Annotated in this window: 19 protein-coding genes and 1 pseudogene; 7 read left to right on the forward strand and 13 right to left on the reverse strand. The window is 73.2% G+C overall.

Going from position 1 to position 24,497, the window contains the following annotated elements:
• Nucleotides 1-117: 117 nt before the first annotated feature.
• Together ACIRL2_RS09350 and ACIRL2_RS09355 are read left to right on the forward strand one after the other, a co-directional pair.
• Nucleotides 118-648 (forward strand): MOSC domain-containing protein, encoded by a 531-nt coding sequence (locus ACIRL2_RS09350; RefSeq protein ID WP_402231552.1) that lies wholly within the window; start codon nucleotides 118-120, stop codon nucleotides 646-648.
• Between the two features lie 95 nt (nucleotides 649-743).
• The gene (locus ACIRL2_RS09355; protein ID WP_402231253.1) at nucleotides 744-1,325 is read left to right on the forward strand and encodes an ABC transporter permease; all 582 of its coding nucleotides are present in this window, start codon (nucleotides 744-746) and stop codon (nucleotides 1,323-1,325) included.
• Nucleotides 1,326-1,545: 220 nt separating this feature from the next.
• Here the strand turns inward: ACIRL2_RS09355 and ACIRL2_RS09360 are convergent, their stop codons facing one another.
• The 8 genes from ACIRL2_RS09360 to ACIRL2_RS09395 form a co-directional block, all read right to left on the reverse strand.
• Nucleotides 1,546-5,781, reverse strand: a complete 4,236-nt coding sequence (locus ACIRL2_RS09360; protein WP_402231255.1) for a molybdopterin-dependent oxidoreductase — start codon at nucleotides 5,779-5,781, stop codon at nucleotides 1,546-1,548.
• A gap of 923 nt (nucleotides 5,782-6,704) precedes the next feature.
• Nucleotides 6,705-7,448: a Clp protease N-terminal domain-containing protein gene (locus tag ACIRL2_RS09365; protein ID WP_395858869.1), complete on the reverse strand. Its 744-nt coding sequence runs from the start codon at nucleotides 7,446-7,448 to the stop codon at nucleotides 6,705-6,707.
• A gap of 67 nt (nucleotides 7,449-7,515) precedes the next feature.
• Nucleotides 7,516-9,588 (reverse strand): FUSC family protein, encoded by a 2,073-nt coding sequence (locus tag ACIRL2_RS09370; RefSeq protein ID WP_402231257.1) that lies wholly within the window; start codon nucleotides 9,586-9,588, stop codon nucleotides 7,516-7,518.
• A gap of 146 nt (nucleotides 9,589-9,734) precedes the next feature.
• Entirely contained in the window at nucleotides 9,735-10,406 is a 672-nt protein-coding gene (locus tag ACIRL2_RS09375; RefSeq protein ID WP_395858871.1) for a class I SAM-dependent DNA methyltransferase, read from the reverse strand.
• Nucleotides 10,407-10,542: 136 nt separating this feature from the next.
• Nucleotides 10,543-11,052: a DUF664 domain-containing protein gene (locus ACIRL2_RS09380; protein ID WP_395858872.1), complete on the reverse strand. Its 510-nt coding sequence runs from the start codon at nucleotides 11,050-11,052 to the stop codon at nucleotides 10,543-10,545.
• A gap of 121 nt (nucleotides 11,053-11,173) precedes the next feature.
• The gene (locus tag ACIRL2_RS09385) at nucleotides 11,174-11,509 is read right to left on the reverse strand and encodes a winged helix-turn-helix transcriptional regulator (protein WP_395859313.1); all 336 of its coding nucleotides are present in this window, start codon (nucleotides 11,507-11,509) and stop codon (nucleotides 11,174-11,176) included.
• Nucleotides 11,510-11,637: 128 nt separating this feature from the next.
• Complete coding sequence (locus ACIRL2_RS09390) at nucleotides 11,638-12,615, reverse strand: GlxA family transcriptional regulator (protein WP_395858873.1); 978 nt, start codon at nucleotides 12,613-12,615, stop codon at nucleotides 11,638-11,640.
• A gap of 173 nt (nucleotides 12,616-12,788) precedes the next feature.
• Complete coding sequence (locus tag ACIRL2_RS09395; RefSeq protein WP_395858874.1) at nucleotides 12,789-13,628, reverse strand: S1 family peptidase; 840 nt, start codon at nucleotides 13,626-13,628, stop codon at nucleotides 12,789-12,791.
• A gap of 141 nt (nucleotides 13,629-13,769) precedes the next feature.
• Here ACIRL2_RS09395 and ACIRL2_RS09400 point away from each other — a divergent pair, with 141 nt between their 5' ends.
• A complete protein-coding gene (locus tag ACIRL2_RS09400; RefSeq protein WP_395858875.1) occupies nucleotides 13,770-14,768 on the forward strand; it encodes a GlxA family transcriptional regulator in 999 nt (332 codons plus the stop codon).
• On the opposite strand, the gene ACIRL2_RS09405 is transcribed toward ACIRL2_RS09400, so the two are convergent.
• The 3 genes and pseudogenes from ACIRL2_RS09405 to ACIRL2_RS09415 all read right to left on the reverse strand — a co-directional run bounded on the left by ACIRL2_RS09405 (nucleotide 14,769) and on the right by ACIRL2_RS09415 (nucleotide 17,933).
• Nucleotides 14,769-15,656, reverse strand: coding sequence for a TIGR03620 family F420-dependent LLM class oxidoreductase (locus ACIRL2_RS09405; RefSeq protein WP_395858877.1), 888 nt, complete (start codon nucleotides 15,654-15,656; stop codon nucleotides 14,769-14,771).
• Between the two features lie 336 nt (nucleotides 15,657-15,992).
• Nucleotides 15,993-16,214: pseudogene (locus ACIRL2_RS09410) on the reverse strand (chorismate-binding protein); the annotation flags it as partial.
• Between the two features lie 24 nt (nucleotides 16,215-16,238).
• Complete coding sequence (locus ACIRL2_RS09415; protein ID WP_395858878.1) at nucleotides 16,239-17,933, reverse strand: bifunctional 3'-5' exonuclease/DNA polymerase; 1,695 nt, start codon at nucleotides 17,931-17,933, stop codon at nucleotides 16,239-16,241.
• A gap of 417 nt (nucleotides 17,934-18,350) precedes the next feature.
• Between ACIRL2_RS09415 and ACIRL2_RS09420 the strand changes: the two genes are divergently transcribed.
• Nucleotides 18,351-18,653 (forward strand): hypothetical protein, encoded by a 303-nt coding sequence (locus ACIRL2_RS09420; protein WP_402231261.1) that lies wholly within the window; start codon nucleotides 18,351-18,353, stop codon nucleotides 18,651-18,653.
• A 111-nt stretch (nucleotides 18,654-18,764) separates the two neighbouring features.
• Here ACIRL2_RS09420 and ACIRL2_RS09425 read toward each other — a convergent pair whose 3' ends face one another.
• Complete coding sequence (locus ACIRL2_RS09425; RefSeq protein WP_402231263.1) at nucleotides 18,765-19,358, reverse strand: sigma-70 family RNA polymerase sigma factor; 594 nt, start codon at nucleotides 19,356-19,358, stop codon at nucleotides 18,765-18,767.
• A gap of 675 nt (nucleotides 19,359-20,033) precedes the next feature.
• Complete coding sequence (locus ACIRL2_RS09430; protein ID WP_395858881.1) at nucleotides 20,034-20,831, reverse strand: hypothetical protein; 798 nt, start codon at nucleotides 20,829-20,831, stop codon at nucleotides 20,034-20,036.
• A gap of 356 nt (nucleotides 20,832-21,187) precedes the next feature.
• Between ACIRL2_RS09430 and ACIRL2_RS09435 the strand changes: the two genes are divergently transcribed.
• The 3 genes from ACIRL2_RS09435 to ACIRL2_RS09445 are packed head-to-tail and all read left to right on the forward strand — an operon-like array spanning nucleotide 21,188 to nucleotide 24,302.
• On the forward strand, nucleotides 21,188-21,532 hold the full coding sequence (locus ACIRL2_RS09435; RefSeq protein WP_402231265.1) for a hypothetical protein: 345 nt from the start codon (nucleotides 21,188-21,190) through the stop codon (nucleotides 21,530-21,532).
• Nucleotides 21,533-21,576: 44 nt separating this feature from the next.
• Nucleotides 21,577-23,814, forward strand: a complete 2,238-nt coding sequence (locus tag ACIRL2_RS09440; protein WP_402231554.1) for a heavy metal translocating P-type ATPase — start codon at nucleotides 21,577-21,579, stop codon at nucleotides 23,812-23,814.
• Nucleotides 23,811-24,302 carry a copper chaperone PCu(A)C gene (locus ACIRL2_RS09445; protein WP_402231267.1) on the forward strand — a complete coding sequence of 164 codons (492 nt, stop codon included), beginning with the start codon at nucleotides 23,811-23,813 and terminating at the stop codon, nucleotides 24,300-24,302. Before ACIRL2_RS09440 ends, ACIRL2_RS09445 begins: the two co-directional genes overlap by 4 nt.
• Nucleotides 24,303-24,497 lie beyond the last annotated feature (195 nt).

The raw sequence follows: 24,497 nt of genomic DNA on the forward strand, positions 1-24,497 counted from the left end.
ACCCTACGCACCGACGCACCGCCCCGACGCCCTCTTGTGTCCCGTGGGCGCTCGGGCCCTAGGGTCGTGGGTATCGAATCGAGACTCGGGAGAGTGGGTGTGGGCGTGGGCGCGCGTGTGGTGGCGGTGAGCCGGGAAGCGGAGCATCGGTTCACGAAGGCGAATGTGGAGAGCATTCGGCTGTTGGCCGGACTCGGAGTCGAGGGCGATGCCCATCTCGGGGTCACCGTGCAACATCGTTCCCGGGTCGCGGCCGACCCCACGCAGCCCAATCTGCGTCAGGTCCACCTGATCCACGCCGAGTTGTTCGAGGAACTGGCCGAGGCCGGCTTCACCGTCGCGGCGGGCGAGTTGGGCGAGAACGTCACCACCGGCGGGGTCGACCTGCTCGGTCTGCCCACCGGGACGCTGCTGCGCCTGGGCGCCGAAGCCGTGGTCGAGGTGACCGGGCTGCGCAACCCGTGTCCGCAGATCAACGCCTTCCAGGACGGCCTGCTCAAGGCCGTCGTCGGCCGCGACGAGGCGGGCGGCATCGTCCGCAAGGCGGGCATCATGGCCATCGTGCGCACCGGTGGCGACATCCGGCCCGGCGACGCGATCGCCGTCGAGTTGCCCGCGCCACCCCACCGCGCACTCGAACGCGTCTGAGCGACCCACTCGCCCGGCACCGAGTTCCGGAACGCCGCCAGGGCGATCAAGGTCGCGGCCATCCACCCCATGGCCGGCCACACCGGCCCGCGCCGGTGGTGGTGTTCTCCACGCTGCTCGGCGCCGCCGTCGGTGTCGCCGCCGGATGGCGCGGCGGCCTGCTCGACTCGCTGCTCTCGCGCGGGTCGGAACTCACCCTCGCCTTTCCCGGGTTGCTCCTGGCGATCCTGATCGTGTCGGTGTACGGCGAGGGATTGATGGCACCGGTCGTCGCGCTGGCGATCGCGTACTTCCCGTACGTGAGTCGGCTGACCCGCTCGCTCGTGCTCGCCGAACGCGAACGCCCCTACATCGCCGCGTACAAGGTGCAGGGCCACTCCGGGGCGCAGATCTGCCTGCGGCACGTGATCCCCAACATCGCGCCGGTGGTGCCGGCGCAGTCCACCGTCAACTTCGGGTACGCCCTGATCGACCTGGCCGGCCTGTCCTTCCTCGGCCTCGGCGTGCCCGCCCTCACCCCCGACTGGGGACGCATGGTCTTCGACGGCAAATCCGCCATCCAGAGCGGTTATCCGCTCTCGGCAATCGTCCCGTGTGTGGTGATCGTCCTGACCGTTGTCGCCTTCAACGTCGTCGGCGAGCGCTGGGCCGACCGAGTAGCCGGGAGGCGGCGGTGAGCACACTCGACATCCGCGGGCTGCGGCTGCGGCTCCCGCACACCGCCCGCCCGGTCCTGGACGGCGTCGACCTGAGCGTCGGGGCGTCCGACACGGTCGCGCTGGTTTGGTGCCGCGTCCCGGCTGGGACCCTCGGGCGATCGGCGTGGCCCGGCGCGCACTGGCGGCGCAGGACGCCCGACCCGACGAGGCCGCCTGACCGCGGCAGGTGGAGGTCGCCTCAGTACACGTCTCGGACGTACCTTCGTTCGCCCGCGAGTTGCCGCACGTACGCCTCGGCGTCGTCCTCGGACAGGCCACCGTGCGCCGTGGCGATCTCGCGCAGCGCGCGGTCGACGTCCTTGGCCATCCGGCCCGCGTCGCCGCAGACGTAGAAGTGCGCTCCGCGTTGGAGCCAGTCCCACAGTCTGGGTCCGTGCTCACGCATCCGGTCCTGGACGTAGATCTTGGCCCGTTGGTCGCGGGAGAACGCCAGGTCGAGGCGTTCCAGTCGGCCGGTGCGCCGGAACTCGGCGAGCTCGTCGCGGTAGTAGAAGTCGGTCGCCCGGCGCTGCTCGCCGAAGAACAGCCAGTTCGGGCCCGGGTGGCCGCGTGCCTCGCGGTCGGCCAGGAAGCCGAGGAATGGCGCCACCCCGGTGCCCGGGCCGACCATGATGGCCGGTGCCAGCGGGTCGGCCGGCGGCCGGAAGTGCGGCGCGCGCCGGACGAAGATCGACACCGGACCGCCGGCCGCGGCGGCCTCGGCCAGATAGGTCGAGCACACCCCCTTGCGCACGGCGCCGGCCTCGTTGCGGTAGCGCACCACCGACACCGTGATCCGAATCTCGTGGGGGTGGGCCAGTGGGCTGGACGAGATCGAGTACATCCGCGGCTCCAACCGGCGAAGCACACCGGCCCATTCGTCCGCCGCGGCACGGATCGGGAAGGCTTCCAGGACATCGACCGCCTGTCGACCCCAGCTCCACTTGGCCAGTTCGCCCCGGTTGTCCGCGCGGAGCAACCGCGCCAGGTCCCGGTCGCGGGTGCGATCGGCGACGAACCGCAACAGTTCCGGGGTGATCCGGGCGATCTCCAACCGCGTCCGCAACGCCTCGCCGAGCGGTAGTTCGCCCAGGTCGGGCAGGGTGATCGGCGCCGTCGGGTCCAGACCGGTCGCGGCCAGCCACTCGGCCACGGTCTCGGGGTGGTTGACCGGCCATATCCCGAGCGCGTCCCCCGGCGCGTATTCCAGGGCGGCCTGCTCGCCGCCTCCGCGCGCGTCGAAGACGAACTCCCGCACCTCCTTGGCGGATCCGGGCAGCCCGAGCAGCCGATCGCCGATCAGTGGAGCGGGAAAGGGCGTCGCCTTCGAGTAGCCGAGGCCGGCGGGCGGCGCGGTGGGAGGTGCACTCGCGGGCGCGGGCTGCACGGCGGTGGTCGAGAGTGGGCCGGCCGCGTCCGCGGCCGGCGAGCCCGGTGCGCCATCGCCGGTCAGGGCCGCGATCACTCGCTCCAGCCACTGCGCGGCGGTCCGCTCGTAGTCGGGTTCGCAATCGGCGCGCGGGGTGATCCGGGTGCCGCCGAGTTCGGCGAACCGCTCGTCGAGCCGCCGCCCGTGCGCACAGAAGTCGCTGTAGCCGGAGTCGCCGAGGGCGAGCACGCCGTAGCGCAACCCGTCCAGCCGGGGCCGCCCGTCCACGGCGAGCGCGGCCCAGAACCCGGCCCCGCCGTCCGGTGCCTCACCGTCGCCGAAGGTGCTGGTGATCATCAGGACGGGCACGCCGATCGGCAGCGAATCGGGGGTGCGGTCGGCCATCTCCACAACGCTCGGCCGCAGGCCCGCCTCGGTCAGCCGGCGCGCGGCCGCGCCGGCGACGTCCTCGGCGTTGCCGGTCTGCGAGGCCCACAACACCAGCACGTCGTGGTCGTCATCCGCCGCCGGCCTCGCCGGCCCGGGTTCGGTCGCCGGCTCCGGTCGGTGGGCGGGCTCGGGTCGGAGCGCCGGCTCGGCGTCCGCGCCGGAGAACATCCCGGCCAGATACCCGTTGACCCAGGTCACCCGCTCCGGCGCGATCGGGGAGCGCGCCGGCAGCACCGGGACGCGGGCGGCTCCGACCGTCGCCAGGGAGCGCGTCGCGCCGGCCATGAACCCGGCCAGGTAACGTCGTTCCTCGTCGGTGAACACGGGCGGCGCGAGGTCCGCGAAATCGCCGAACCCGGCCGGTTCGCCGCCGCCCGGCGACGCCGCGGGCTGTTGCTCCGGTACCGGGTGCGCGTTTCCGGACTCGGTTCGGGACGGCCCGGCCACCTTGGTCAACGCCACCGCGCAGGCCTTGAATTCGGGCTGGAAGGAGATCGGGTCGACCGCGTCGTTGGTGACCGCGTTGATGCCGAGGTACTCGCCGAACCGGTCGTTCCAGTGGAACGGCGCGAAACAATCGCCGGGCCGGACGCGGTCGCTCACCTGAGCGGGCAGTACCGCGCGCCCGCGCCGGGAGGCCACCTCGACCCGATCGCCCGCCGCGACGCCCAGCGCGCGTGCGTCCTCCGGGTGGATCTCGACGAACGGACCTGGGTTGAGCCGATTGAGGGTGGCGATCGTGCCGGTCTTGGTCATGGTGTGCCACTGGTGCGGTAGTCGTCCGGTATTGAGCACCATCGGGTAGTCGTCGTCCGGCAGTTCGGCCGGCGGCAGGTGCGGCCGGGCGAAGAACGCCGCCCGACCGCCGGGCCTCGGAAAGCGCAACCGCGGCCGGCCGCCCGCCGTCGGTGTGTCGTCTTGGACCAGGTAGCGGATCGGGTTCCGGTTTGGGCCGTCGGGAGCCGAACTCGGCCACTGCACGGGCGTATCGCGCAGTCGCCGGTAACCGACCCCGCGCAGGTCGTAGCCGGTGGTCGGGTTCCACGCCCGCTTCAGCTCCTCGAACACCTCCTCGGCGCTGTCGTAGTCGAAGGCGTCGGCGAACCCCATCTCGCTCGCCACCCGGGCGATGATCCGCCAGTCCGGCAGCGCCTCGCCGACCGGATCGGCGGCCTGCCGGGAAAGGGTGAGGTTGCGCTCGGAGTTGACCATGACACCCTCGGTCTCCGCCCACATCGCGGCCGGCAACACCACGTCGGCGTAGGCGTTGGTCTCGGTGTCCGCGAACACGTCCTGGACGACCACGAATTCGGCCGCCTCCAGACCCGCGATCACGGTCGCGCGGTTCGCCACCGAGGCGACCGGGTTGGTGCAGATGATCCAGCACGCCTTGATCTCGCCGGCGGCCATCCGGGTGAACATGTCCACCGTGCCCAGACCCGGTTCCGGCCGCAGCGTGCCCGGCGGCACACCCCACAGGTCCTCGACGAACTCCCGCTCCTCGGCCACCATGACCGAGCGCTGGCCGGGCAGTCCCGGCCCCATGTAGCCCATCTCCCGCCCGCCCATCGCGTTCGGCTGACCGGTCAGTGAGAGCGGGCCGCTGCCCGGTCGGCAGATCGCGCCGGTGGCAAGGTGCAGGTTGCACAGCGCGTTGGTGTTCCAGGTGCCGTGCGTGCTCTGGTTGAGCCCCATCGTCCAACAGCTCGTCCACTCCCCCGCCGCGCCGATCCAGCGCGCGGCCTGCCGGATGTCCGCCTCCGGGATGCCGGTGATCTCGGCGACCCGGGCGGGCGGATAGTCCCGCAGGAAGTCGGGCATCACCTCCCAGCCCTCGGTGAACTCGGCGATGAACGCGGGATCGGTGTCGCCGTTTTCCACCAGCAGGTGCAACAGACCGTTCAACAGCGCGAGGTCGGTGCCGGGCTTGATCCGCAGGAACAGATCGGCCTTGTCGGCGGTGGCGGTGCGGCGCGGGTCCACCACGATCAGCTTGGCGCCGGCCCGGACCCGATCCATCATCCGCAGGAACAGGATCGGGTGGCAGTCGGCCATGTTCGCGCCGATCACGAAGAACACGTCGGCGTGCTCGAAGTCCTGGTACGAGCCGGGCGGTCCGTCGGCGCCGAGGGAGAGCTTGTAGCCGCTGCCCGCGCTGGCCATGCACAGCCGGGAGTTCGACTCGATCAGGTTGGTCCCGACGAAGCCCTTGGCCAGCTTGTTGGCCAAGTATTGGGCCTCCAGAGTGAGTTGGCCGGAGACGTAGAAGGACAGCGCGTCCGGCCCGTGTGCGTCCAGGATCTCCCGCAGTCGCCGTGCGGTCGCGCCGATCGCGGCGTCCACGCCGGTCGGCACGGGCGGCGCGCCGCGGTCGTCCCGGACCAGGGCAGTGCCCAGTCGGCCCGGCGCGGCGAGCAGATCGGCGCTGGTGGCACCCTTCGTACACAACCGACCGCGGTTGGTCGGATGCTTGCTGTCACCACGGGCCTTGACCACGGTGCGGCGTCCGGTCGCGGTGTCGATGGTGACGTCGAGCAGCATGCCGCAGCCCACGCCGCAGTAGGAGCAGACGGTCCGCACGGTGGTGTCGGCTGCCCGGGGAACCGTTGCCGACACGGGCGTTCCTCCTCGTCGTTCGGGTTGTTCGGGTTGTTCGGGTTGTTCGGGTTGTTCAGGTTGTTTGGGCGGTTCGGGCGGTTCGGGCCTCAGAGGCTCGATATGCCGTTACGCGGAGCGCGCACGTGGTCTCGGCCCATGGCGGGGTGAAGCCCACGTTCCGGACGCTAGAGAGCGGTGGTTTCGGCGGCGTGACACACCTCGGCGTCGGGGGTTACGTCGATCGCACGGGCGCGATGGCCGGACGGTGAGGCGCGCCGCGTACCCGGTGTGGCGATCCGCCGCGCGGGGGCGCTCCGTAACGCGTCGAGGACTCTCGGTCGATTCACGAGTTGTCGTGACGATACGGCGCATCGCCCGCGCCGGGAGCATGGCGCCGCAAACGCCGGCCCGGTTCGGTCGGCGGTGGGGACGGTGGGATGGGCTCGAAGGACGGGGCGCGGGATCCGGATCCGTCCGCGGCGGGCGCCGTACGGATCGGCCGCGGACGATACCGCTTCCCGTCCTCCGCCGCGATTGCCCGCGCGAGACGCCGGCGGATCGGACGAGGAATCGGCCGACGAGGACCCGCCGGACGGCGAGTACGCCGGCGCGCCGCGCCCTCCTCGCCGGCGGGTCGGCACGGTGTCCTCGACGCGGCGCCGGCGTTCGTCGACGGGTGCGACCGCGAGCGCGCCGGCCCGGCAGCCCCGCCACGTCCGGGCGCACGAGCGCCTTCGCGAACCGCGATTCGTGGGTGATCGGCCACGGCGCCGGCCATTGCCGATCCGTCTCGGCCGCGTACGCACCGGCGAACTCGGCCCTTGTTCGCGCGTGTTCGATCCGGATGGACGCCCCGCTCCCCGGGCCGCGCCGGGGAGTTGGGGGCGATGCCTCGGCGGATCAACTCCGCGCGGGTCGAGACGCCGAGCTTGCGGCGAGCGTCAGGACTCCTGCCCCTGCTGCCCGGCGAGCAGCGCGGCGAGCGCCGCGACGATGTGCGCGTCGGTGGTGGCCTTGTCCACGCCCAGGCCGGCGAGCACGCCCGTGCCGTCCTCGAACTCCAGCAGGGCGAGCAGGAGGTGCTCGGTGCCGACGTAGTTGTGCCCGAGCCGCAGCGCCTCGCGGAAGGTCAACTCCAGTACCTTGCGGGCCGACGCGTCGTACGGAATCAGGTCCGGTACCCGCTCGGCGGTCGGCGGCAGCACGGCGACGACCGCCTCCCGAAGGGCCTCCGGGGTCACGCCCTGGGCGACCAGGGCCCGCCCGGCCAGGCCCGCCGGCTCGGCGAGCAGTCCCAGCACCAGGTGTGCCGGACCGATCTCGGAGTTGCCCGCCGCCCGGGCCTCGTTCTGCGCCGCCACCACCACGTTGCGGGCCCGGTCGGTGAACCGGCCGAAGCCCTGGCTCGGATCGAGGTCGGCCTCGCCGGACGCCTTCGCGACGAAGCGCTTCTGTGCCGCCTGCTTGGTGACGCCCATGCTCGTACCGATGTCCTTCCAGGACGCGCCCGATCGACGCGCCTGGTCCACGAAGTGCCCGATCAGATGGTCGGCCAACTCCCCGAGGTGGTCCGAGACGAGTACCGCGTCGGACAACTGCCGGAGGGCGTCGGGATGGGTCTGCTTGATGCTCTCGATGAGGTCGTCGAGCCGCACCGGATTCGTCATGCGCACAGGATTCTCCATGCGTCAACCATAGGTTGACGATCATGGTTCGTCAACCAACAGTTGACGGCTGATCCCATCCGCTCTCCTACCCGCTCTCCTCCCCCGATTCCGCCCCGCCCTTCCGCTCGCCCGCGCCCGTCCCGCCTCCCGCGTCCTTCCCGTCCCCCGCGCCTGCCGGCCCGTCCAGCATCGAGCGTGCCGAGCGGACCTCCCGGCGCACGTCGGTGAGCGCGTCGCGCGGGTCCTCGGCGGCCGGCCGCGCCGCCCGATCGGGCGCGTCACCGCTGCGCATCGAGGCGGCCAGCGCGCGCAGTTCGGCGGCCATGTGCGCGGCCGCCTCGGGCGAGGGCGGCGGCGCGCCGTGCGCGGTGTGTACCGCCGCCGCCGTGCCGGTGTCGATCACCCGCTCGACCGCGACGATCAGCGGCCACCACGCCGCGGCCCGCGCGCCGGCCGGCGGCGGCTCGCCCAGCGCACGCTGGAACTCGGTACGCACGTCGGACAGATCGCGGTAGATCCGCCGCCGGGTCCGCGCCCGCGCGGCCTGATCGGTCTTCTCGTCGAACGCGCACTCGATGTACCGCGCGGTATCCTCGACCGCCGTGGCCAGTCGGGCGCCGACCCGGGTGTGCCAGCTCTCCGGCCACAACGCGTAGCCCGCCACCAACACGATCGCGCAGCCGATCAGACTGTCCACCAGGCGCGGCGCGAGCAGCCCGACGCCCTGATGCCCGAGCAGGTCGGACAGGATCAGGATCAGCGGGGTGATCACCGCGGTCTGATAGCCGTAGCCGCGTCGGGAGAGGATCGGCAACGCCGCCGCGAGCACGACCACGACCGGCACCTCCCACCAGCCACGCGGCACGAACTCCAGGATCACGCCCGCCACCACCAGCCCCGCCGCCGTGCCCAGCGCGCGCAGCAGGGCGCGGGAGAAGACCGAACCGAAATCCGGCTTGAGCACGAAGGTGACGGTCAGCGGCACCCAGTACGAGCGCGGTACGTCCACCACGGACACCAGCACCTGGGCCACCCCGATGCACAGGGTCAGCCGCAGGCCGTAGCGCCAGGACTCCGCCGACACCAGCAGGTTCCGCGCGCCGGCGGCCACCCGTTCGGGCAGAGTTCCGGGCCGGCCGACCCGGTCGGGGGTGCGGTACGCGCCGGACAACGTCTCGTGCGCGTGCTCGATGGCGGCGGCGACCGCACGGTCCGCGGGGTCGGTCGCGGCGCTGCGCGGAGCCGCGCCGGTGGGCACCGTGCCGCCGCGGACCGCCGCCGCGATCTCCCGTACCGTGTCCACGTCCGCCTCGCCCACCCGCCGGTCGTCGGCGTGTACCGCAGTGGCCGCCTCGACCAGCAGGCCGACCGAGTTCAGCAGCGCGACCAGGCGCGACATGCCGCGGCTGCGGCCGGGCGCCACCGCGCGGCGGCCGAGCAGCAGGTCGTACGCGTGGTTGAGGGTCGCCGTCACCTCGGCCCGGGCCGTCTCCCACTCGGCGGTACCCGCCGCGGCGAGCAGATTCGCGGTCGCGTCGTACGCGTCGGCGACGGCGGCCCGTTCGGGAACGCGCGAGCGCGCGGGCCAGGCGAGCAGCGCCATCACCAGGACCAGCCCGGCCCCGACCAGCGTCAACATCGGCGCCCGCCACCACGGCGAGGGCATCGGCAGGCCCGCCCCGATCACCGCCATCAACAGCAGGTTCAGCCCGGACGCGGAGGCCACCGCGCCGATCGTGCTGATCATCCCGGCGACCAGGGCGAGCACGGTCAGCATCGCGACGGCCGACCAGCCGTGGCCGAACTGCGCGCTGCCGAGCGCGAGTCCGATCGCGCCCACGATCTGCGGCACCGCGATGTTGAGGACGCGCAGCCGGTAGGCGTCCGCGGTGTCCCCGAACACCGCGCCGAGCGCGCCGATGGACACCAACGCGCCGGACGCGCTGTCGCCGACGGCCACCCCGACCGCGAGCGGCGCCGCGATGCCGATCGCGGCCCGTACCGCGGCGGCCTTGGGCATCGGACCGGGGGTGGCGCGCAGTGTCAGGGTGAGCCACTCGGGCGGCGCGAGCCGACCCGGGCGGGCCGCGCCGTCGGCGCTCTCCGTACCCTCGGCGCGCCGGTCACCGCTCGGATCCTCACGTTCGGTCATGGTCATCACAGGATCCCGAACGAGACGAGGCAAACGGACAAGGCGCGCGGCGCCGGACGAGTGCGGCATTCCGCTACGCGGACCACGGTACCGATCGCCTGCCGCGCGCCGACGACCGCCCCGCCCCGCCCGCGCGTCGCCCGGCCAAGCGCTCAGCCCGACGCGGACTTGCGCGCGTGAACGAAGAGTTGTTCCTCGGGCCCGGCCTCGGGGTGGTTCGGCCGGAAGACGGTGACCGCGTGGTGGACGATCTCCAGGCCGGTCGCGCGCAGCCGTACGAGCAGTTCGTCGGTGCCGTGGCTGGTCACCCGCGCCCGGTGACCCAGCCACAGGATCTCCACGCCGTCCGCCTCGGCCGGTACCGTCGCGAACGCGAGCAGCCCGCCGGGGGCCAGCCGCGCGCCGAGGCGGTCCAGTTGGGCGTCCAGATCGGCCCTGGGGAGTTGAAGGAACGGGAAGAACGCGCACACCGCGTCCCACGCGCCGTCGTCGTCGACCAGATCGCGCGCGTCCAGTTGCTCGAACGTCGCGCTCTCGACCTGGGTCCGGGCCAGGTCGACCATCGTCGCCGAGACATCGATCCCGGTCACCCGATGACCGGCCGCGGCCAGCCGTTCGGCGGTCGGCCGCCCGGTTCCGGAACCGATGTCGAGCACCTTCGAGCCGGGCGGGAGTTCGGCGATCAGCCAGTCCAGCGCGGCCAGTTGCTCGGGCAACCCGGCGAAGGCGGTCTCGTACGCGGCCCCGACGGCGTCGAACAGGGCGGCGGCCGGGGACTCGGCGCCGTGGGCCAGCGGCGAGTGCGAAGCAGGTTCGGGGCTCATGGGAGAGGGCGTCCTAATCCTTGAGTAAGTGGTCCCGATCTTCTCGCGCGAAACACGAGTCGATGATGCGGATACCGGGTCGGCGAGCGTCCGACCGCGCCGGCGCGGCTCCCGGGTCCGGCCGCGGGAGCACGGGCTATCGGCGCAGCAGGATGCCCCGGATGAACGCCGCCTGCCCCGCGTGCTGAAGGTCGTCGGCGATCACGCTGACCAGCCGCACGCCCAGGGTGACCGCCGGGGTCCACGCCTCGTCGACCACACGATCCAGGTCCGCGGCCGACAGACCGCGCACGAACCCGATGGTCTGCTCGTGCACCGCGTCGTAGTAGCCGGTGAGCAGTTCCGCCGAGTCGACCCGGACCGCGGCCACCGCCTCGGTGTCGTGGCCGTAGCCGATCGCCCGGACCGGGAAGGGCAGTTCGAATCGACCGTGCCAGTCCTTCGCCGTCCACACCTGTTCCAGGCCCGCGACGTCCGAGACGTGGTCGTCCTGGACCCGGGCCAGATGCCAGATCAGCCACGCGATCGAGTTGGCGTCGGCGTCCAGCCGCTCGGTCAACTGCTTCGCGGTCAGCCCGTCGACCGCCTCGTGCACCACCTCGCGCACCCGACCGAACCCGTCGACCAGTAGCTCCGCGCTGTTCATCGAACTCCTCGCTCCGTCCGTCCCACCCGATCCACCCGACCCGATCGATCCGATCCGACCCGATCGGCCCATCGAGCCCCGCCGCCGCGCTCCGGCGCGGTGCTCGACCCCGTCGACCCTGCTACTCCTGCCCAGCCTGCTCCCGGTCGTACACCTGCCGGGCCGCCTCGATGCTCGGCCCGTGCCGATCGGCCCAACGCACCAGGCCGCTGAGCGACACGGTCAGCTCGCGCGCCACGTCGGTGAGCGTGTACTCGACCCTCGGCGGCACGGTCGGATACACGGTGCGGATCAGCAGTCCGTCGCGCTCCAGCCGGCGCAGATTCAAGGTGAGGACCCGTCTGCTGATGCCCTCCAGCATGCGCTCGAGCTCGGTGAAGCGGATCGGGCCCTCGGCGACGGACACGAGAATGCCGATACTCCACTTGCCCGCGACGTGGTCGAGCGTGCCCACCACCCGACACGCGTTCGCCCAGGTGACCCGATCCGGGTCGGTGTCCGGGAGATCCCGGTCCTCCCGCCCCGGGCTTCGGGCCGCGGGACACTCGGTGACCTGGACGGGTTCGTCGATGTTGCTCCGGGACGTCAAAGTACCTCCTCGCACGAACCGCCATGGTCACACTCGCGGTGGGCCCGGCGGTAATCGCGGGGGGCGGTGCCGGTGAGGGCGCGGAAGTGTCGACGCAGGGCGGCGGGCGAGCCGAATCCGGTTCGGGCCGCGATGCGCTCGACGGGGACGTCCGTTTCGGTCAGCAGTCGCCGAGCCTCGTTCAGGCGGGCGCGGAGCAGGTATCGGAGCGGACTGAGACCGGTGTGGGCGTGAAAGCGGCGGGTGAGGCTGCTGACGCTGGTGCGCGCGTGGGCGGCGAGGTCGGGGACGGTCAGCGGGCGGTGCAGGTTGGCTTCCATCCAGCGCAGGGTGGGTTCCAGACCGACGCTTTCGGTGACCTCGCGGTCGATGGTGTCCCGGACGTCGTCGGCGTAGGTGTGCAGCGGTGTGATGAGTTCGCGGCTCGTCTCGACCGCCACCCGCCGGCCGTGGTCCCGGCGCAGTACGGACAGGCAGACGTCCAGGCCCCCGAAGATGCCCGCCGTCGTCAGGAACGGCCCGTCCTCGACCACGGTGCCCAGTGGGTCGACCTCGATCCGCGGATGCAGATCCGCCAGTTCCTCGGTGTGTCGCCACGCGGTCGTGGCGCGGCGGCCGTCGAGGAGTCCGGTCGCGGCGAGGGTGAACGTGCCGGTGCCGACGGCGGCGATCCGGCTGCCGCGCGCCGCCGCCGCGCGGAGCGCGGCCGTGACGCGGGCGGGTGGCTCGTCGCGATGGCCGTCGTGTCCGAGGACCAGTACGACGTCCGCGTCGGCGAGGCCGTCGAGGCCGAACGGCGTGTCGATCCGGAGCGAGCCCGGGGCGCCGGTGGTGCGCAGTCCGGGGGCCGCACAGAGCCGGACCTCGTACGCCACACCGGGATGTTCACGGCAGGCGGTCCCGAACACCAGTCCGGGAGTGGTGAGTTGAGACCCCGGAACCCCCTCCGAGGCCAGGACGGCGATCACTGACATACCTGGAATCTAGTCCGCGACCGGACGATTTCTCCTGTTCTCGGCCTCGACATCGGTCCCATCCGCATCCGCGCCGTTCGCGGGGACGGCGCGGATGCGGACGGGACCGGGTCGGCCCGCGCCGATGGCCCGGAACGGGGGCCACCGGCGCGGGCCGGGTCACGTCTTCGGGATCAGTGGTTGTGCCGGATCGTCTTGTTGATCCAGTCCTTGTAGACGGTCACGTTGGTGTACAGACCCGGGCCGGTCGCGCAGCCCTCCTTGCCGTCACCGTCGCCCGATGTGGTCCCGATCAGCTCCCAGCGGCCACCCTTGCCGCGCTGGATCTGCGGGCCGCCGGAGTCCCCGAAGCACGCCATGGCCCCGGGCTTTTGGCTGACCGTGCACAACCGGGTCGCATCGGCGCGGCCGAAGCACTCCGCCTCGGAGCCGCGGCGGGTGTCCAACTGCTGGAGCCGGTCGGGGAACACCGCGTGCTCGATGTCCTTGTCGACGGTGGTGCCGAAGCCGAGGATCCGGGTGGGCGTACCGACCGGTCCCGCCTTCTTGGCGATCTTGATCGGCTGCTGGGAGACCGGGCGGTCCAGCCGGATCAGCGCGAGGTCGTCCTTGTTGGGGTCGTCCAGTTTGTAGCCCGGGTGGGTCACGATCTTGTCGATGTTGCGGACCGTGCCTCCGGTGGCGCGGTCCGGGCTGCCGATTCGCACCTTCCCCTCCAGCACGATCGGCAGTTCGGGATCGACACAGTGCGCCGCGGTGAGGACCCACTGCCGGTCGATCAACGTCGCCCCGCACTGGGCGTCGATGCCTGCCGCGACCTCCGGGACCATCGCCATGAACGGGTAGCGCTGCGTCGAGTCCTGCCCGTTGACGATGGCGCCCGCGCTGCCGGCCATCGCCGTCGCGCCGAGCACGACCGCGGCGCCGACCGCCGCCATCGATTTCGCGAACAGGCCGCGCCGCCGGCGCTCGGGGCGGGCGTCGAGCGTGGGCCGAGAGTTCGAAGAGGGCATGTGGTGACCTTTCGAGAGGATGGTGGTGCTGCCGTACACGAGTCGGACGTCCCCCGCGTCCGTCCTCGTCCCACTCATCCTCCGTGGCGCGTCCCCGACGCAAACAGCCGTCTCGATGTCATCCTCGGCTAGATTCCGGACATGCCAGTGATCGCCGTCCTCGCTCTCGACGGGGTCCCCGGGCACCAGCTCACCGCGCCCGGACTCGCGTTCGGCACCGCCGCCCGGCATCACCCTCGGATCGGCTACGACCTGCGGATCTGCACCGCTCCGGGCTTCACGGCGACGGGCGGCCCCGCATCCTTCCACATCGAGACCCCCTGGGGTCTGGACACGTTGGCCGGGCTCGACGACGGCGACACCGTGCTGCTGCCGGGCCACGCGGGCTTTCGTGACGCGCCCCCGGACGACGTCGTCGACGCCCTTCGTGCCGTCGCCGCGCGCGGCTGCCGCATCGGCGCGGTCGGCACCGGTACGTTCACGCTCGCGGCGACCGGTCTGCTCGACGGCCGGCGCGCCGCGACCAGCCGCCGTGACACCGCTGAACTCGCCCGCCGGTACCCGCTGGTCGAGGTCGACCCGGAGGGCTCGGTGGTCGCGGACGGCCCCTTCCACAGTGCCGCCGGGGTGCTGGGAGGCATCGACCTGTGCCTGGATCTGATCACCCTGGACCACGGTGTGCCGGTGGCCATCGAGACGGAGCGGCAGGTCTTCCTGCACCTCCACGACCCGGCCGACGACCTCGCCCGCGGCGCCGCCGACGCGGGGTACAGCGCCTACACACCACCCGGCAGCACCGTCGCGGCGACCACCCGCTGGATGGAGGCCAACCTCCGGCTCCCGCTCACCCTCGACGACATCGCCGCGCACGCGGGGCTGGGCGTGCGCAACCTGACCCGTCGTTTCCGCGCCGAGACCGGGCTCACCCCGCTCCAGTACCTGCTGCGCACCCGGATCCAGCGGGCCCAATGGTTGCTCGAACGCACCGAGGACCCGGTGGAGCGGATCGCGACGCAGACCGGCCTGGGTACCCCGGCCAATCTGCGCCGCCACTTCCAACGTCTGACGGGCACCACCCCGAGCACCTACCGCACGGTCTTTCGCACCTTCGTCGCCGACCTCACCGGGTCGGGTGGGTGATCAGAGCTCGCGCAGCGCCGGGGCCAGCCGGGCCCACTCCGCGCGCGGCAGACCGGTGTGGCCGGGCTCGGTGGTGAGCACCTGAATGCCCACGTGGTCCGCGCCCGCGGCGAGGTGCTCGCCGACCCGGGCGGCGATGGTCTCCTCGTCGCCCCACACCACCAGGGTGTCGATCAGCCGGTCGCTGCCACCGTCGGCCAGGTCGGCTTCGGTGAAGCCGAGCCGGAGGAAGCTGCGCCGGTAGTTGTCCAGGCCGAGGTACAGCGCCGAGGCATCCCGGATCACCGCCCGCGCGACCGTCGGGTCGGTGCTCAGCACCACCTTCTGCTCCGGCGCCAGGAACACCCCCTCGCCCAACGTCTCGCGCGCCTCGCGGGTGTGCGCGGGCGTGGTGAAGTACGGGTGCGCGCCCTGCGCACGATCGCGGGACAGACGCAACATGCGCGGGCCGAGCGCGGCCAGCACGCGCGGGACCTCCGGGCCGTCGGCGTCCAGGGCGTCCAGGTACGCGTTCATCGCGGCCAGCGGCGGGGTGTACTCGATGCCGAGATGGTCGGTCAACTCGACGTGACTCACCCCCAGTCCGAGCAGGAACCGGCCGGGATGGGCCTTCTCGACCGCGGACACCTCGGCGATCGTGTCCGGGTGGGGGAAGGTTCGGATGTTGAGGATCCCGGACGCGACGCCGAGCCGGCGGGAGCCGCCGAGTAGTCGGTTCGTCACCGCGAACAGCCCGTCCACCGGCGCGCCGCCGATCCAGGCACCGGTGAAGCCGAGTTCCTCCAACTCGGCCGCGGCGCCCGCCGCGTCCGCGTCGGCGGCGTACCGGTCGTGGTGTTGCCAGACGCCGATCCGGCCGACTCGCTCGATTGCCCGTTGCGCGTCCATGAGTTCGGTCCTTCCGTCGGTCTTGCGTCGGTCCTCGGTCGGTTTCCGGGGACGGTGGTCGGGACCGCGGCCGCTCCACCGCCGGCGGTCCGGGGCCGGCCCTCCATCCGAAGTCCTCGGCGCGGCATTCTCTTCCCGATCCCGCAGGTCGAGCCGAATCACCACCCGACGGCCTCCGCGTACCGGGGCAAAACGGCCCGTTCGCACCCTATGCCGGTCGACCACGCGCATCGGGGAATGCCTGCAGCGTGGCGCATGCCTTCGGCGACATCTCGGCGTACTCGGCGACCGGTTCGGAGTCCGGCACGATCGCCCCGCCCGCGCCACGGTGACCGTTCCGTCCCGGATCACGGCGGTGCGGATCACCACGCTCAGGTCGGCCGCGCCGGACGCGGAGAAGCAGCCGAGCGCGCCCGAGTACACGCCACGCGGTCCGGATGCGAGCGCGTCGATGCCGCGCCCATCCGGCCGCCCGGCACGAGCGACACCGCGGCCCGGGCCGGGCCCACCTGCGGTTACGGGCCCGGCGCCGGTCCGGCGAATCCCGGTCGCTCGCAGGCGCGGTCACGCTCCTACTCGCTCCTACTTGGCCTCCGCGTACGTCCCCACCACCGCCGGCATCAGCGGCAACAACACCGGCGTGTCCCCGAACACCAGTGCCCGTGCCTCGGCGGCGGCCTCGGTGATCGCCGCGGCCACCGCCTCGGTGAGTTCGGCGGGGCTGTGCACGATGATCTCGTCGTGTTGGAAGAAGACCAGGTGCGGCCGCCCGGCCGGGGCCGAGTCGTAGCGGGCGAGTCGGCGGCGCAGCGCGGCAAGCAGGGACAGGGCCCAGTCGGCGGCGCTGGCCTGGATGACGAAGTTGCGGGTGAAGCGGCCACGGGCGCGGGCCGAGCGGGCGCCGGCGTCGTCGGTGCGGTCGGCGGCGGGCTCGCTCGTACCGCCCTCGGCGAGATCCAGCCATTCCGACGACGGCGGCGGGCAGGTCCGGCCCAGCCGGGAGCGCACGATGCCGCCCTCCTCGCCGGTGCGCGCGGCGGCCTCCACGTAGCCCATCGCGTCCGGGTACTGCCGGCGCAACGTGGCCAGGAGCGGCCCGATGTCGCCGCTGGTCTGGCCGTACATCGCGCCCAGCAGGCCGAGCTTGGCCTTGGCCCGGTCGCCCTGGAACGCGGCCTTGGCCAGCGCCTCGTACAGGTCGCCGGCGGCGGCGGACCGGGCCAGGCCCGCGTCCCGGGACATCGCGGCCAGGATGCGCGGTTCGAGCTGGGCCGCGTCGGCGACCACCAGCCGCCATCCCGGGTCGGCCACGACCGCGCCGCGCAGCACCCGCGGGATCTGCAGCGCGCCGCCGCCGCGCCCGGCCCAGCGGCCGGTGACGACGCCGCCGACCACGTATTCGGGGCGGAACCGGCCGCCCCGGACCCAGGTGTCCTGCCAGGCCCATCCGTGCGCGGCATGCAGGCGGGCGAGTTCCTTGTACTTGATCAGCAGGTCGGCTGCGGGGTGGCCGATGTCGCGTAGGTACCAGGTGCGGGTCGAGGTGAGCCGGATGCCCTGCTCGGCGAAGGCCTTGATCACCTGGGTGTGCGAGTCGGGGTTGAACACCCGCCCGCCGAGCGCCTCGCGCAACCGCTCGGCCAGGTCGGCCAGTCGTTGTGGCGGTGCGCCGGACACGCGCGGGCGCGGGCCGAGCAATTCGGTGAGCAGCGCGTCGTGCACCTCGACCCGCCAGGGCAGACCGTCGGCGGCCATCTCGGCCGCGACCAGTCCGCCCGCCGACTCGGCGGCGGCCAGCAGCCGGAATCGCGAGCGGCGGGCGGCGTCCTCGATCGCGTCGATCCGGCGCACCTGGTCGGCGTGTACCGCGACCACCGCTTCCAGCGCGTCGGCGCCGGCGGGCAACCGCTGCCGGTCGGGGACGAACAGGCTGTCCTGCGCGTCGGCGGCGCCGATCGGCAGGTCGTCCGGTACGGGCAGGCCCTTCAGGCGGGCCCAGGCCGCGCCCAGCGATCGCGGCTCGCCGAACCGGCCCTCGTGCGCGAGCAGCAACGACTCGACCAGCGCGAGGTCGTGGCAGCGCGCGACCCGGGTGGGCAGCAGCGGTGCGTACGCGCTCTCCGCCGACGCCCACACCCACCTGGGCGGCACCGGAGCGGCCTCGAGGTCGGTGATCGCCGCGACCAGGTCGCGGACCTGCTCGGCGGGCCCGATCGGCACACCGTCCTCGCGCAACGGCCGGAGCCGACCGCCGTGGCCGTACGCGTCGGGTGCCATCGCGACCCGAGGCGCGGCCGGCCTCACCACGCGCCCGGTCGCGGGCAGCCGACCGGCACGTCGCGCGTGCCGCATCCGACTCGCCGAAACCGTTCCAAGGCCGACCTCCTCCCGACGCATCCGATGCGGACGAATCACCCACAAGCGACAGACCCGCCGACCGCCGCACCCTACCCGCCCGCACCGACACCGATCTGCCCACCGGGCCCACGAAGGCGCGCATGGGGTGGGCGCGGGGTGGGCGCGGGGTCGCGGCAGCGCGCGGATTCGGGGGCGTTAGGTTCGTGAGGGCGCCGGACGAGGCGCCCGGCGAGTGGCGTGTCGTACCGGAACCGATCGGGCGAGATCCTGTCGTCTCCGGTCGTCGCCCGTCGTCTCTCGTCGTCTCCCTTCGTCCATCCGAGGAGTGTGTTTCCCATGGCTCGTATCCCCACGGCCGCGGTCGCCGCCGGCGGGCTGGTCGGCGGCTATGCCGTCGCCCGCTATACGAAGAAGCGCCCGTTGGGTGGCGCGGTGCTCGCGGCGGCCGGGGCGTTCGCCGCCAAGGGGTGGCGGGAGCGGGCCGGGACGCCCACGGCCGCCGCGTTGACCGGGCTGTACACGGTCGCGTTCGGCGCCTCGCATCCCCTCGCGAAGAAGATCGGCGCGTGGCCCTCGGTGTTCGCGGTGGCCGGCACCGTCGCCGTCGCGTCGTACGCGCTCGCCGACCGCAAGGCGTAGGCCGACGGCGCAACCCACCCGACACCACCGAACCGCCGGCGGGGCCGGGTGGGATCGCGCGGGCGAGGGCACACCGGTCCCGCCGGCGGACCCTCGCCCCGAACAGCCGCGTCAGCAGGCTCGCCGATGGCTCACGGCATGGTCCTCCCCGGTCTCGAAGGCGACGCTCTCGGCCTCGCGCAGCAACGTGATCAGGTCGCTCCGCGCTCTGGCCACCCGGGATCGGACCGTGCCGATCGGGCAGCCCGCGATGGTCGCGGCCTCCGCGTAGCCGAAGTCCAGCACCTGGGTCAGCACGAACGCCTCCCGGCGGGCCGGGTGCAGCGCCCCGAACAGGTCGTCGAGGGCGAGGCCCTCCTCGAAGCCGGGCCGGGAGGTGTCCTGGCGGCGCTCGGCGACTTCGACCCAGTCCTCGACCGCGGCGGTCCTCGGCCGGGCGGCCGCCGCGCGGTAGCGGTCGACGACCGTGCGCCGGGCGATGGACAGCAGCCAGGTGCGCACCGAGGACGCCCCGGTGAATCGGGGAAGTGCCGTCCAGGCGCGCAGGTAGGTCTCCTGGGTGAGGTCGTCCGCGCTCTGTACGTCGGTCAGGTACGCGACGAAGCGCCATACGTCGCGATGCGTGCCCCGGACGAAGTCGTCCACGGCGTCCGGGTCTCCGGCGGCGCCCGCCAGGGCCCGCTCGGTCAGGTCGAGGTCATGCATCGCACACCCCGCCGACGCACGCGCGATGGCCGCGACGTCGATCGAGGGTCGGAGGTCGGCCGGCTCCGGGTCCGGGACGGCCGGGAGGGTGCAGGGAAGTCACGTTCCACGTCCTCGTCATGCGGGCGGCGATCGATCGGCCGGAAGCGGATCGACGCCGAGTTGGTGGGAGGCACGCCCGCCGGAGCCGAGTGCGGCGCGGGAGCCACGGGCCCGGTCTCGACGGCGGTGCGCGAAGCACCCGATGGCGCCCGGGCACACGGCCGGCCCGCTCGGCGCGCGGTGTCGGGTTCGGACACGGCGACCGGCGAGTCGGCGCGGCGGGCGCTACTCGGGTGGCGGGTACGCCCGGGTCCACCGACGGCGACGCAAACGCGTTCTCGGTCGGCGTCGCGGCCCGCGGTGTGGGTGGGTGCGTGCGATCACCGCGAACGTGCGCCGGTGCATGGGCAGCACGATCGCGGGCGCGTACTCGCCCTCACGGACGCCACGCGCCGACGCGGGCGCGGCGCCCCGTCGGGGCGCGGCCCCGCGACACGCGGCGACCACGGACGAATACGCGCGAACAGGCACTCACGAACACGCACTCGCCGAACGGCGTCGGAGGTGGTCGCCGCGCCGAAGCGGGGCGAACACGGCCGGGTCGTACGGACACACGCGGGTCGGGTGGACGGCTCAGGCGAAGAGCGCTGCGGGCGGCCCTCGGCCCGGCAGCGGGCGGCAGACCCACTTGGGTACGGCGCGTTCGCGACGGTGACCCGCGCGCGGCATGCCCGGCAGGCGGGTGGTGACCGGCGACGTCCAGGCGCCCACCAGTGCGAGAACCACGGTGCCCGCCATCGTCGCGAGCACGCGCAGCAGCCGGAAGACGGCCTTCTCACCGTGCCGCAGCCACACACCACAGCCGAGCGCGGCCAGCACGTGCGCGGCGACCATGCCGGTCCCGCCGTGGCCCAGGACGGCGCTCAACGCGCCGTCGTGGTTCATCCCGCCGCCCCCGGCGCCTGCCATGTGGTGTCCGCCGGAGGGCGGGCGACCGAAACCGGCAGCCTCCGGGGACTGCCCGGCCAGGTTGGGGTCCAGCCGCATCCGGACCAGGAGTTCGGTGACCGACCGGGTCGGCGCGTCGCCGGGTCGGTCGTCGTTGCACAGCAGCACCTGGAGCCACTGGTCGCGGAAGCGGGCCGCGCCGGTCGGTTCGGGGGCCGGTTGGCGGGCCAGCGTGAACAACGTGTGCAGGCCGGCCTGGGCGGCCAGTACCGCGCCCGTGATCGCCCCGAGGCCGCGCTCGCGATCGGCCACGGCCCACGCCAGTACGGCGATCCCGACGCCGGCGCCGACCGGCGCGGCCCAGTGGACCGGCGCGTCGGACATCAACGTGTGCCCGAACAACGCGAGCAGCACGCAGATCACCGCGAACATCGCGGCGCGAACGGCTCGAAGCACTGACCGGGCAGGCATGGTGACGCTCATGCTCCCACCTGCCGGGTACGCGGGAGCCCTCGGGTGCCCGGCCGATTCCCGAACTTCTCCCGAACCCTGCTCGAACCGGACTCGAACGCTCTCGTACAGTGATCTCCCAAACCATGCCCAACCGCCTCGAACTCGACCTCGCGCGCGGTCGCACCTCTCACTCAGGAATCCGCACCCTCGGGGAACCACCGATCACCGCCGGCCGACTACCCGGATGCCCGTCCCCGGTGCCCGTGTCCGATGCCCCTCCTCGAAGGTTGTCCTCGATGTCCGTCCCCGGTGCCGCCGTTGTCGACCGCGGCGCCGCCCGCGCGCCGGAGCCGACCTCCCGCCGTTCGATCCCTGGAGCCCGATTCATGCCCGTGTTCGCCGGCGGACCCGACTCTCCTCGCCGCCGCCTCCGGCGCCTGCCCTTCCTCGCGAGGGCCGCGCGTCCCGCCGCGGGTTCGTCCCCGGGGGCGACCCGGTCGACCTCGGCCGCCCGTACGGTGCTCGGCTTCGTCGGCCTCCTGTTGATCCTGTTCGTCGCCGCCTTCGCGGTCGGGCGCCAGGCCGGCCCGGTGGCCCCCGACCTGCGCAAGCCCGGTCCGCCCGGTGCCCCGGTGCCGATGGGTGACGAGGGCGGCGGGCACGGCCGGATGGGACTGGGCGAACCGGCCGGTGCGGTGCCCGCCTTCCGGGCCGTCGGCGGTGCGCTGTGACCACCTCGCCCGAACTGGTCACCACCGACGTCACCGTGTCCGGGATGACCTGCGGGGCGTGCGTACATCGCGTCGAACGGCGGCTGGCCCGGTTGGACGGGGTCAGCGCGACGGTCAACCTGGCCACGGGGCGGGCGCGGGTGGTACACCCCGCGTCGGTGCCCGTGGTGAGCCTGCTGGCGGCGGTCACCGAAGCGGGCTACTCGGCGACCCTGACCGCCCCGACGCCCGACCCGACGCGGGCCCGACCGGCCGGCGCCGAGGAGCACGATCGCGGTCGGCGGGATCTGCTGCTGACCGCCGCGCTCGCACTTCCGGTCCTGGTCCTGTCGATGGTGCCCGCGTGGCAGTTCACCAACTGGCAGTGGTTGTGCCTGATGCTGGCCGCGCCGGTGACGACCTGGGGCGCATGGCCCTTCCATCGACGGGCCCTGCACGGGCTGCGCTACGCGGGCGCGACCATGGACACCCTGGTCAGTCTGGGAGTGCTCGCCGCGTTCGGGTGGTCCCTGTGGGCGCTGTTCGTGGGCGACGCGGGTGAACCCGGGATGCGGATGACGGTCGACCTGCTCCCGTCCGCGGCCGGCGCCGAGGCCCACACCTACCTCGAAGTCGCGGTGGCCGTACCCCTGTTCGTCCTGTTCGGCCGCCGACTGGAGGAGCGGGCCCGGGTCCGCACCGGGTCGGCCGTACGGGAGTTGGCGGCGCTGGTCCCGGACGAGGCCGCCGTACTGCACCCGGGCCGGGGCGGCCGGGAGGTCGAGGTCACCGTGCCCACCGCGTCCTTGACGGTCGGTCAGGTGTTCGTGGTACGCCCGGGCGACCGGGTCCCGGCCGACGGGGTCGTGGTCGAGGGTCGATCCGCGCTCGACGTGTCCCACCTGACCGGGGAGAGCCGGCCGATGGAGGTCGGGCCGGACGACCCGGTGCCCGGCGGAAGTGTCAACGAGGGCGGCCGGTTCACCGCGCGTGCCACGGCGGTGGGCGCGGACACCCGGCTCGCCCGGATCGCCGCGTCGGTGGAGGAGGCCCAGGCCGGCAAGACCGACGCGCAACGCCTGGCCGACCGGATCGCGGGCGTGTTCGTGCCGTCCGTGCTCGCGACGGCGGTGACCGTGTTGGGCTTCTGGCTCGGCGCGGGCGGTGACCCGCAGGCCGCGGCCGGCGCGACGATGGCGGTCCTGGTGGTCGCCTGCCCGTGCGCGCTGGGCCTGGCCACCCCCACCGCGATCCTGGCCGCGACCGGGCGCGGCGCCCGGATGGGTGTATTGATCCGCGAACCTGCCGGGCTGGAACGGCTGCGCCGGGTCGGTGCCGTCGTGGTGGACAAGACCGGCACGCTGACCACGGGCGGCATGAGCCTGCTGCGGTACGAGCCCGCCCCGGGGGTCGATCCGGGCGAACTGCTGTCCCTGGTCGGCGCGGTCGAGGCCGCGTCCGGGCATCCGATCGGTCGGGCCGTGGCCCGGGCCGCGACCGAGCGGCTCGGACCGCTGCCGGCCGTCGCCGACTTCGCGGCCGAACCCGGCACGGGCGTCCGCGGGTTGGTCCAAGGGGCGCGGGTGGCGGTGCTGCGGCCGGGAGCCGAAGACGTGACGTCGTTGCCGGCGAACCTGCGCGCGGCGTTGTCCGCGGCGGACGCGGCCGGGGACACCGCCGTGCTCGCGACGGTGAACGGCGTGCCGTCCGGGGTGCTGGTGCTGGGCGACTCGGTACGCCCCGAGGCGGCCGGCGCGATCCGGGCGCTCGACCGGCTCGGCGTCACGGTGATCCTGGCCACCGGGGACCGTCCCGGGCCGGCGCGTGCGGTCGCCGACGCGGTGGGGATCGACGAGGTGCTGAGCGAGTTGGACCCGCACGACAAGGCCGAACTGGTCCGGGGCCTGCGGCAGGACCAGCCCGGACGGGCGATCGCGGTGGTCGGCGACGGCATCAACGACACCATCGCGCTGGGCGAGGCGGACCTGGGCATCGGCATGGGCGGTGGTACGGCCGCCGCGATCGGCGCCGCCGACGTCACGCTGGTCGGCGACGACCTGGCCGCGGTCGCCGACGCGATCCGGCTCTCCCGGCGGACGACCGGCACCATCCGGGCCAACCTCGGTTGGGCCTTCGGCTACAACGTGGTGCTGATCCCGGTCGCGGCGACCGGGCTGCTCAATCCGATGTTGGCCGCCGCGGCGATGTCGGTCAGTTCCCTGGCGGTGGTGAGCAACAGCCTGCGGCTGACCCGATTCCGCGCCGACCGCCGCCTCGACGACCCGAAACGGGATCCGAAGTGAAGCCTCTCGCCCTGCTCAAGACGGTCGCGGGCCCGCTCGTGGCGGCGGCCCTCGCACTGACCCTGCTCACCGCCTGGACGGCCGCGGGACAGGCGGGCACCGCACCGAGGTTGTCGATCAGCGACGGCCGCGTGCATCTGGCCACCAACGCCGACGCCACCTCCGCGTACTTCACCATCCGCAACTCCGGCGCCGCCAACGACGAACTCGTCGGCGTGAGCACACCGATCACCGCCGACGTGGGCTTCAGCTTCCACACCTACACCGGCTACGCGGGCCGGATGTGGATGACCAAGTCCCTCCCGATCCCGGCCAAGGGCCTCCTCGGCATGACCGCGAGCGGCGCCAACATCATGCTCGGCACACCCCCCGAGCTGACCCCCGGCCAAACCATCCCCTTCACCCTCCACTTCCGCCACAGCCCGCCCATCCACACCACAGCCACGGTAATCCGCCCCGGCACCTGGACACCGGCAAAAACCACCTGACCAACACGGAACCCCGCGATCCGCGGAGACCTGCGGCGGGGCCGCAGCCAACCGGCGGAGGGGACGGCGGGGGCGTGGCGCGAAGCCGGCAACAGGCAGCGCCGAGCCTGTGGCAACATCGCTTGGCGCACGGCGAGTACGGCCGACGGCGGGCTGTGCGTTGGCGGCGGGGCGGGTGCGTGACGTGGGGCGTGG

It is taken from the genome of Embleya sp. NPDC127516 (assembly GCF_044765325.1).
In the GTDB taxonomy this organism is placed as follows: Bacteria; Actinomycetota; Actinomycetes; order Streptomycetales; family Streptomycetaceae; genus Embleya.

What these genes read in the sequence shown, in the direction of transcription:
- ACIRL2_RS09365 (WP_395858869.1), bottom strand. Translation starts at nt 7,448, where the DNA reads ATGGAGAATCCTGTGCGCATGACGAATCCGGTGCGGCTCGACGACCTC.
- ACIRL2_RS09425 (WP_402231263.1), bottom strand. Translation starts at nt 19,358, where the DNA reads ATGCATGACCTCGACCTGACCGAGCGGGCCCTGGCGGGCGCCGCCGGA.
- ACIRL2_RS09430 (WP_395858881.1), bottom strand. Translation starts at nt 20,831, where the DNA reads ATGAGCGTCACCATGCCTGCCCGGTCAGTGCTTCGAGCCGTTCGCGCC.
- ACIRL2_RS09420 (WP_402231261.1), top strand. Translation starts at nt 18,351, where the DNA reads ATGGCTCGTATCCCCACGGCCGCGGTCGCCGCCGGCGGGCTGGTCGGC.
- ACIRL2_RS09415 (WP_395858878.1), bottom strand. Translation starts at nt 17,933, where the DNA reads ATGGCACCCGACGCGTACGGCCACGGCGGTCGGCTCCGGCCGTTGCGC.
- ACIRL2_RS09370 (WP_402231257.1), bottom strand. Translation starts at nt 9,588, where the DNA reads ATGACCATGACCGAACGTGAGGATCCGAGCGGTGACCGGCGCGCCGAG.
- ACIRL2_RS09440 (WP_402231554.1), top strand. Translation starts at nt 21,577, where the DNA reads ATGACCTGCGGGGCGTGCGTACATCGCGTCGAACGGCGGCTGGCCCGG.
- ACIRL2_RS09405 (WP_395858877.1), bottom strand. Translation starts at nt 15,656, where the DNA reads ATGGACGCGCAACGGGCAATCGAGCGAGTCGGCCGGATCGGCGTCTGG.
- ACIRL2_RS09380 (WP_395858872.1), bottom strand. Translation starts at nt 11,052, where the DNA reads ATGAACAGCGCGGAGCTACTGGTCGACGGGTTCGGTCGGGTGCGCGAG.
- ACIRL2_RS09435 (WP_402231265.1), top strand. Translation starts at nt 21,188, where the DNA reads ATGCCCGTGTTCGCCGGCGGACCCGACTCTCCTCGCCGCCGCCTCCGG.
- ACIRL2_RS09400 (WP_395858875.1), top strand. Translation starts at nt 13,770, where the DNA reads ATGCCAGTGATCGCCGTCCTCGCTCTCGACGGGGTCCCCGGGCACCAG.
- ACIRL2_RS09375 (WP_395858871.1), bottom strand. Translation starts at nt 10,406, where the DNA reads ATGAGCCCCGAACCTGCTTCGCACTCGCCGCTGGCCCACGGCGCCGAG.
- ACIRL2_RS09390 (WP_395858873.1), bottom strand. Translation starts at nt 12,615, where the DNA reads ATGTCAGTGATCGCCGTCCTGGCCTCGGAGGGGGTTCCGGGGTCTCAA.
- ACIRL2_RS09395 (WP_395858874.1), bottom strand. Translation starts at nt 13,628, where the DNA reads ATGCCCTCTTCGAACTCTCGGCCCACGCTCGACGCCCGCCCCGAGCGC.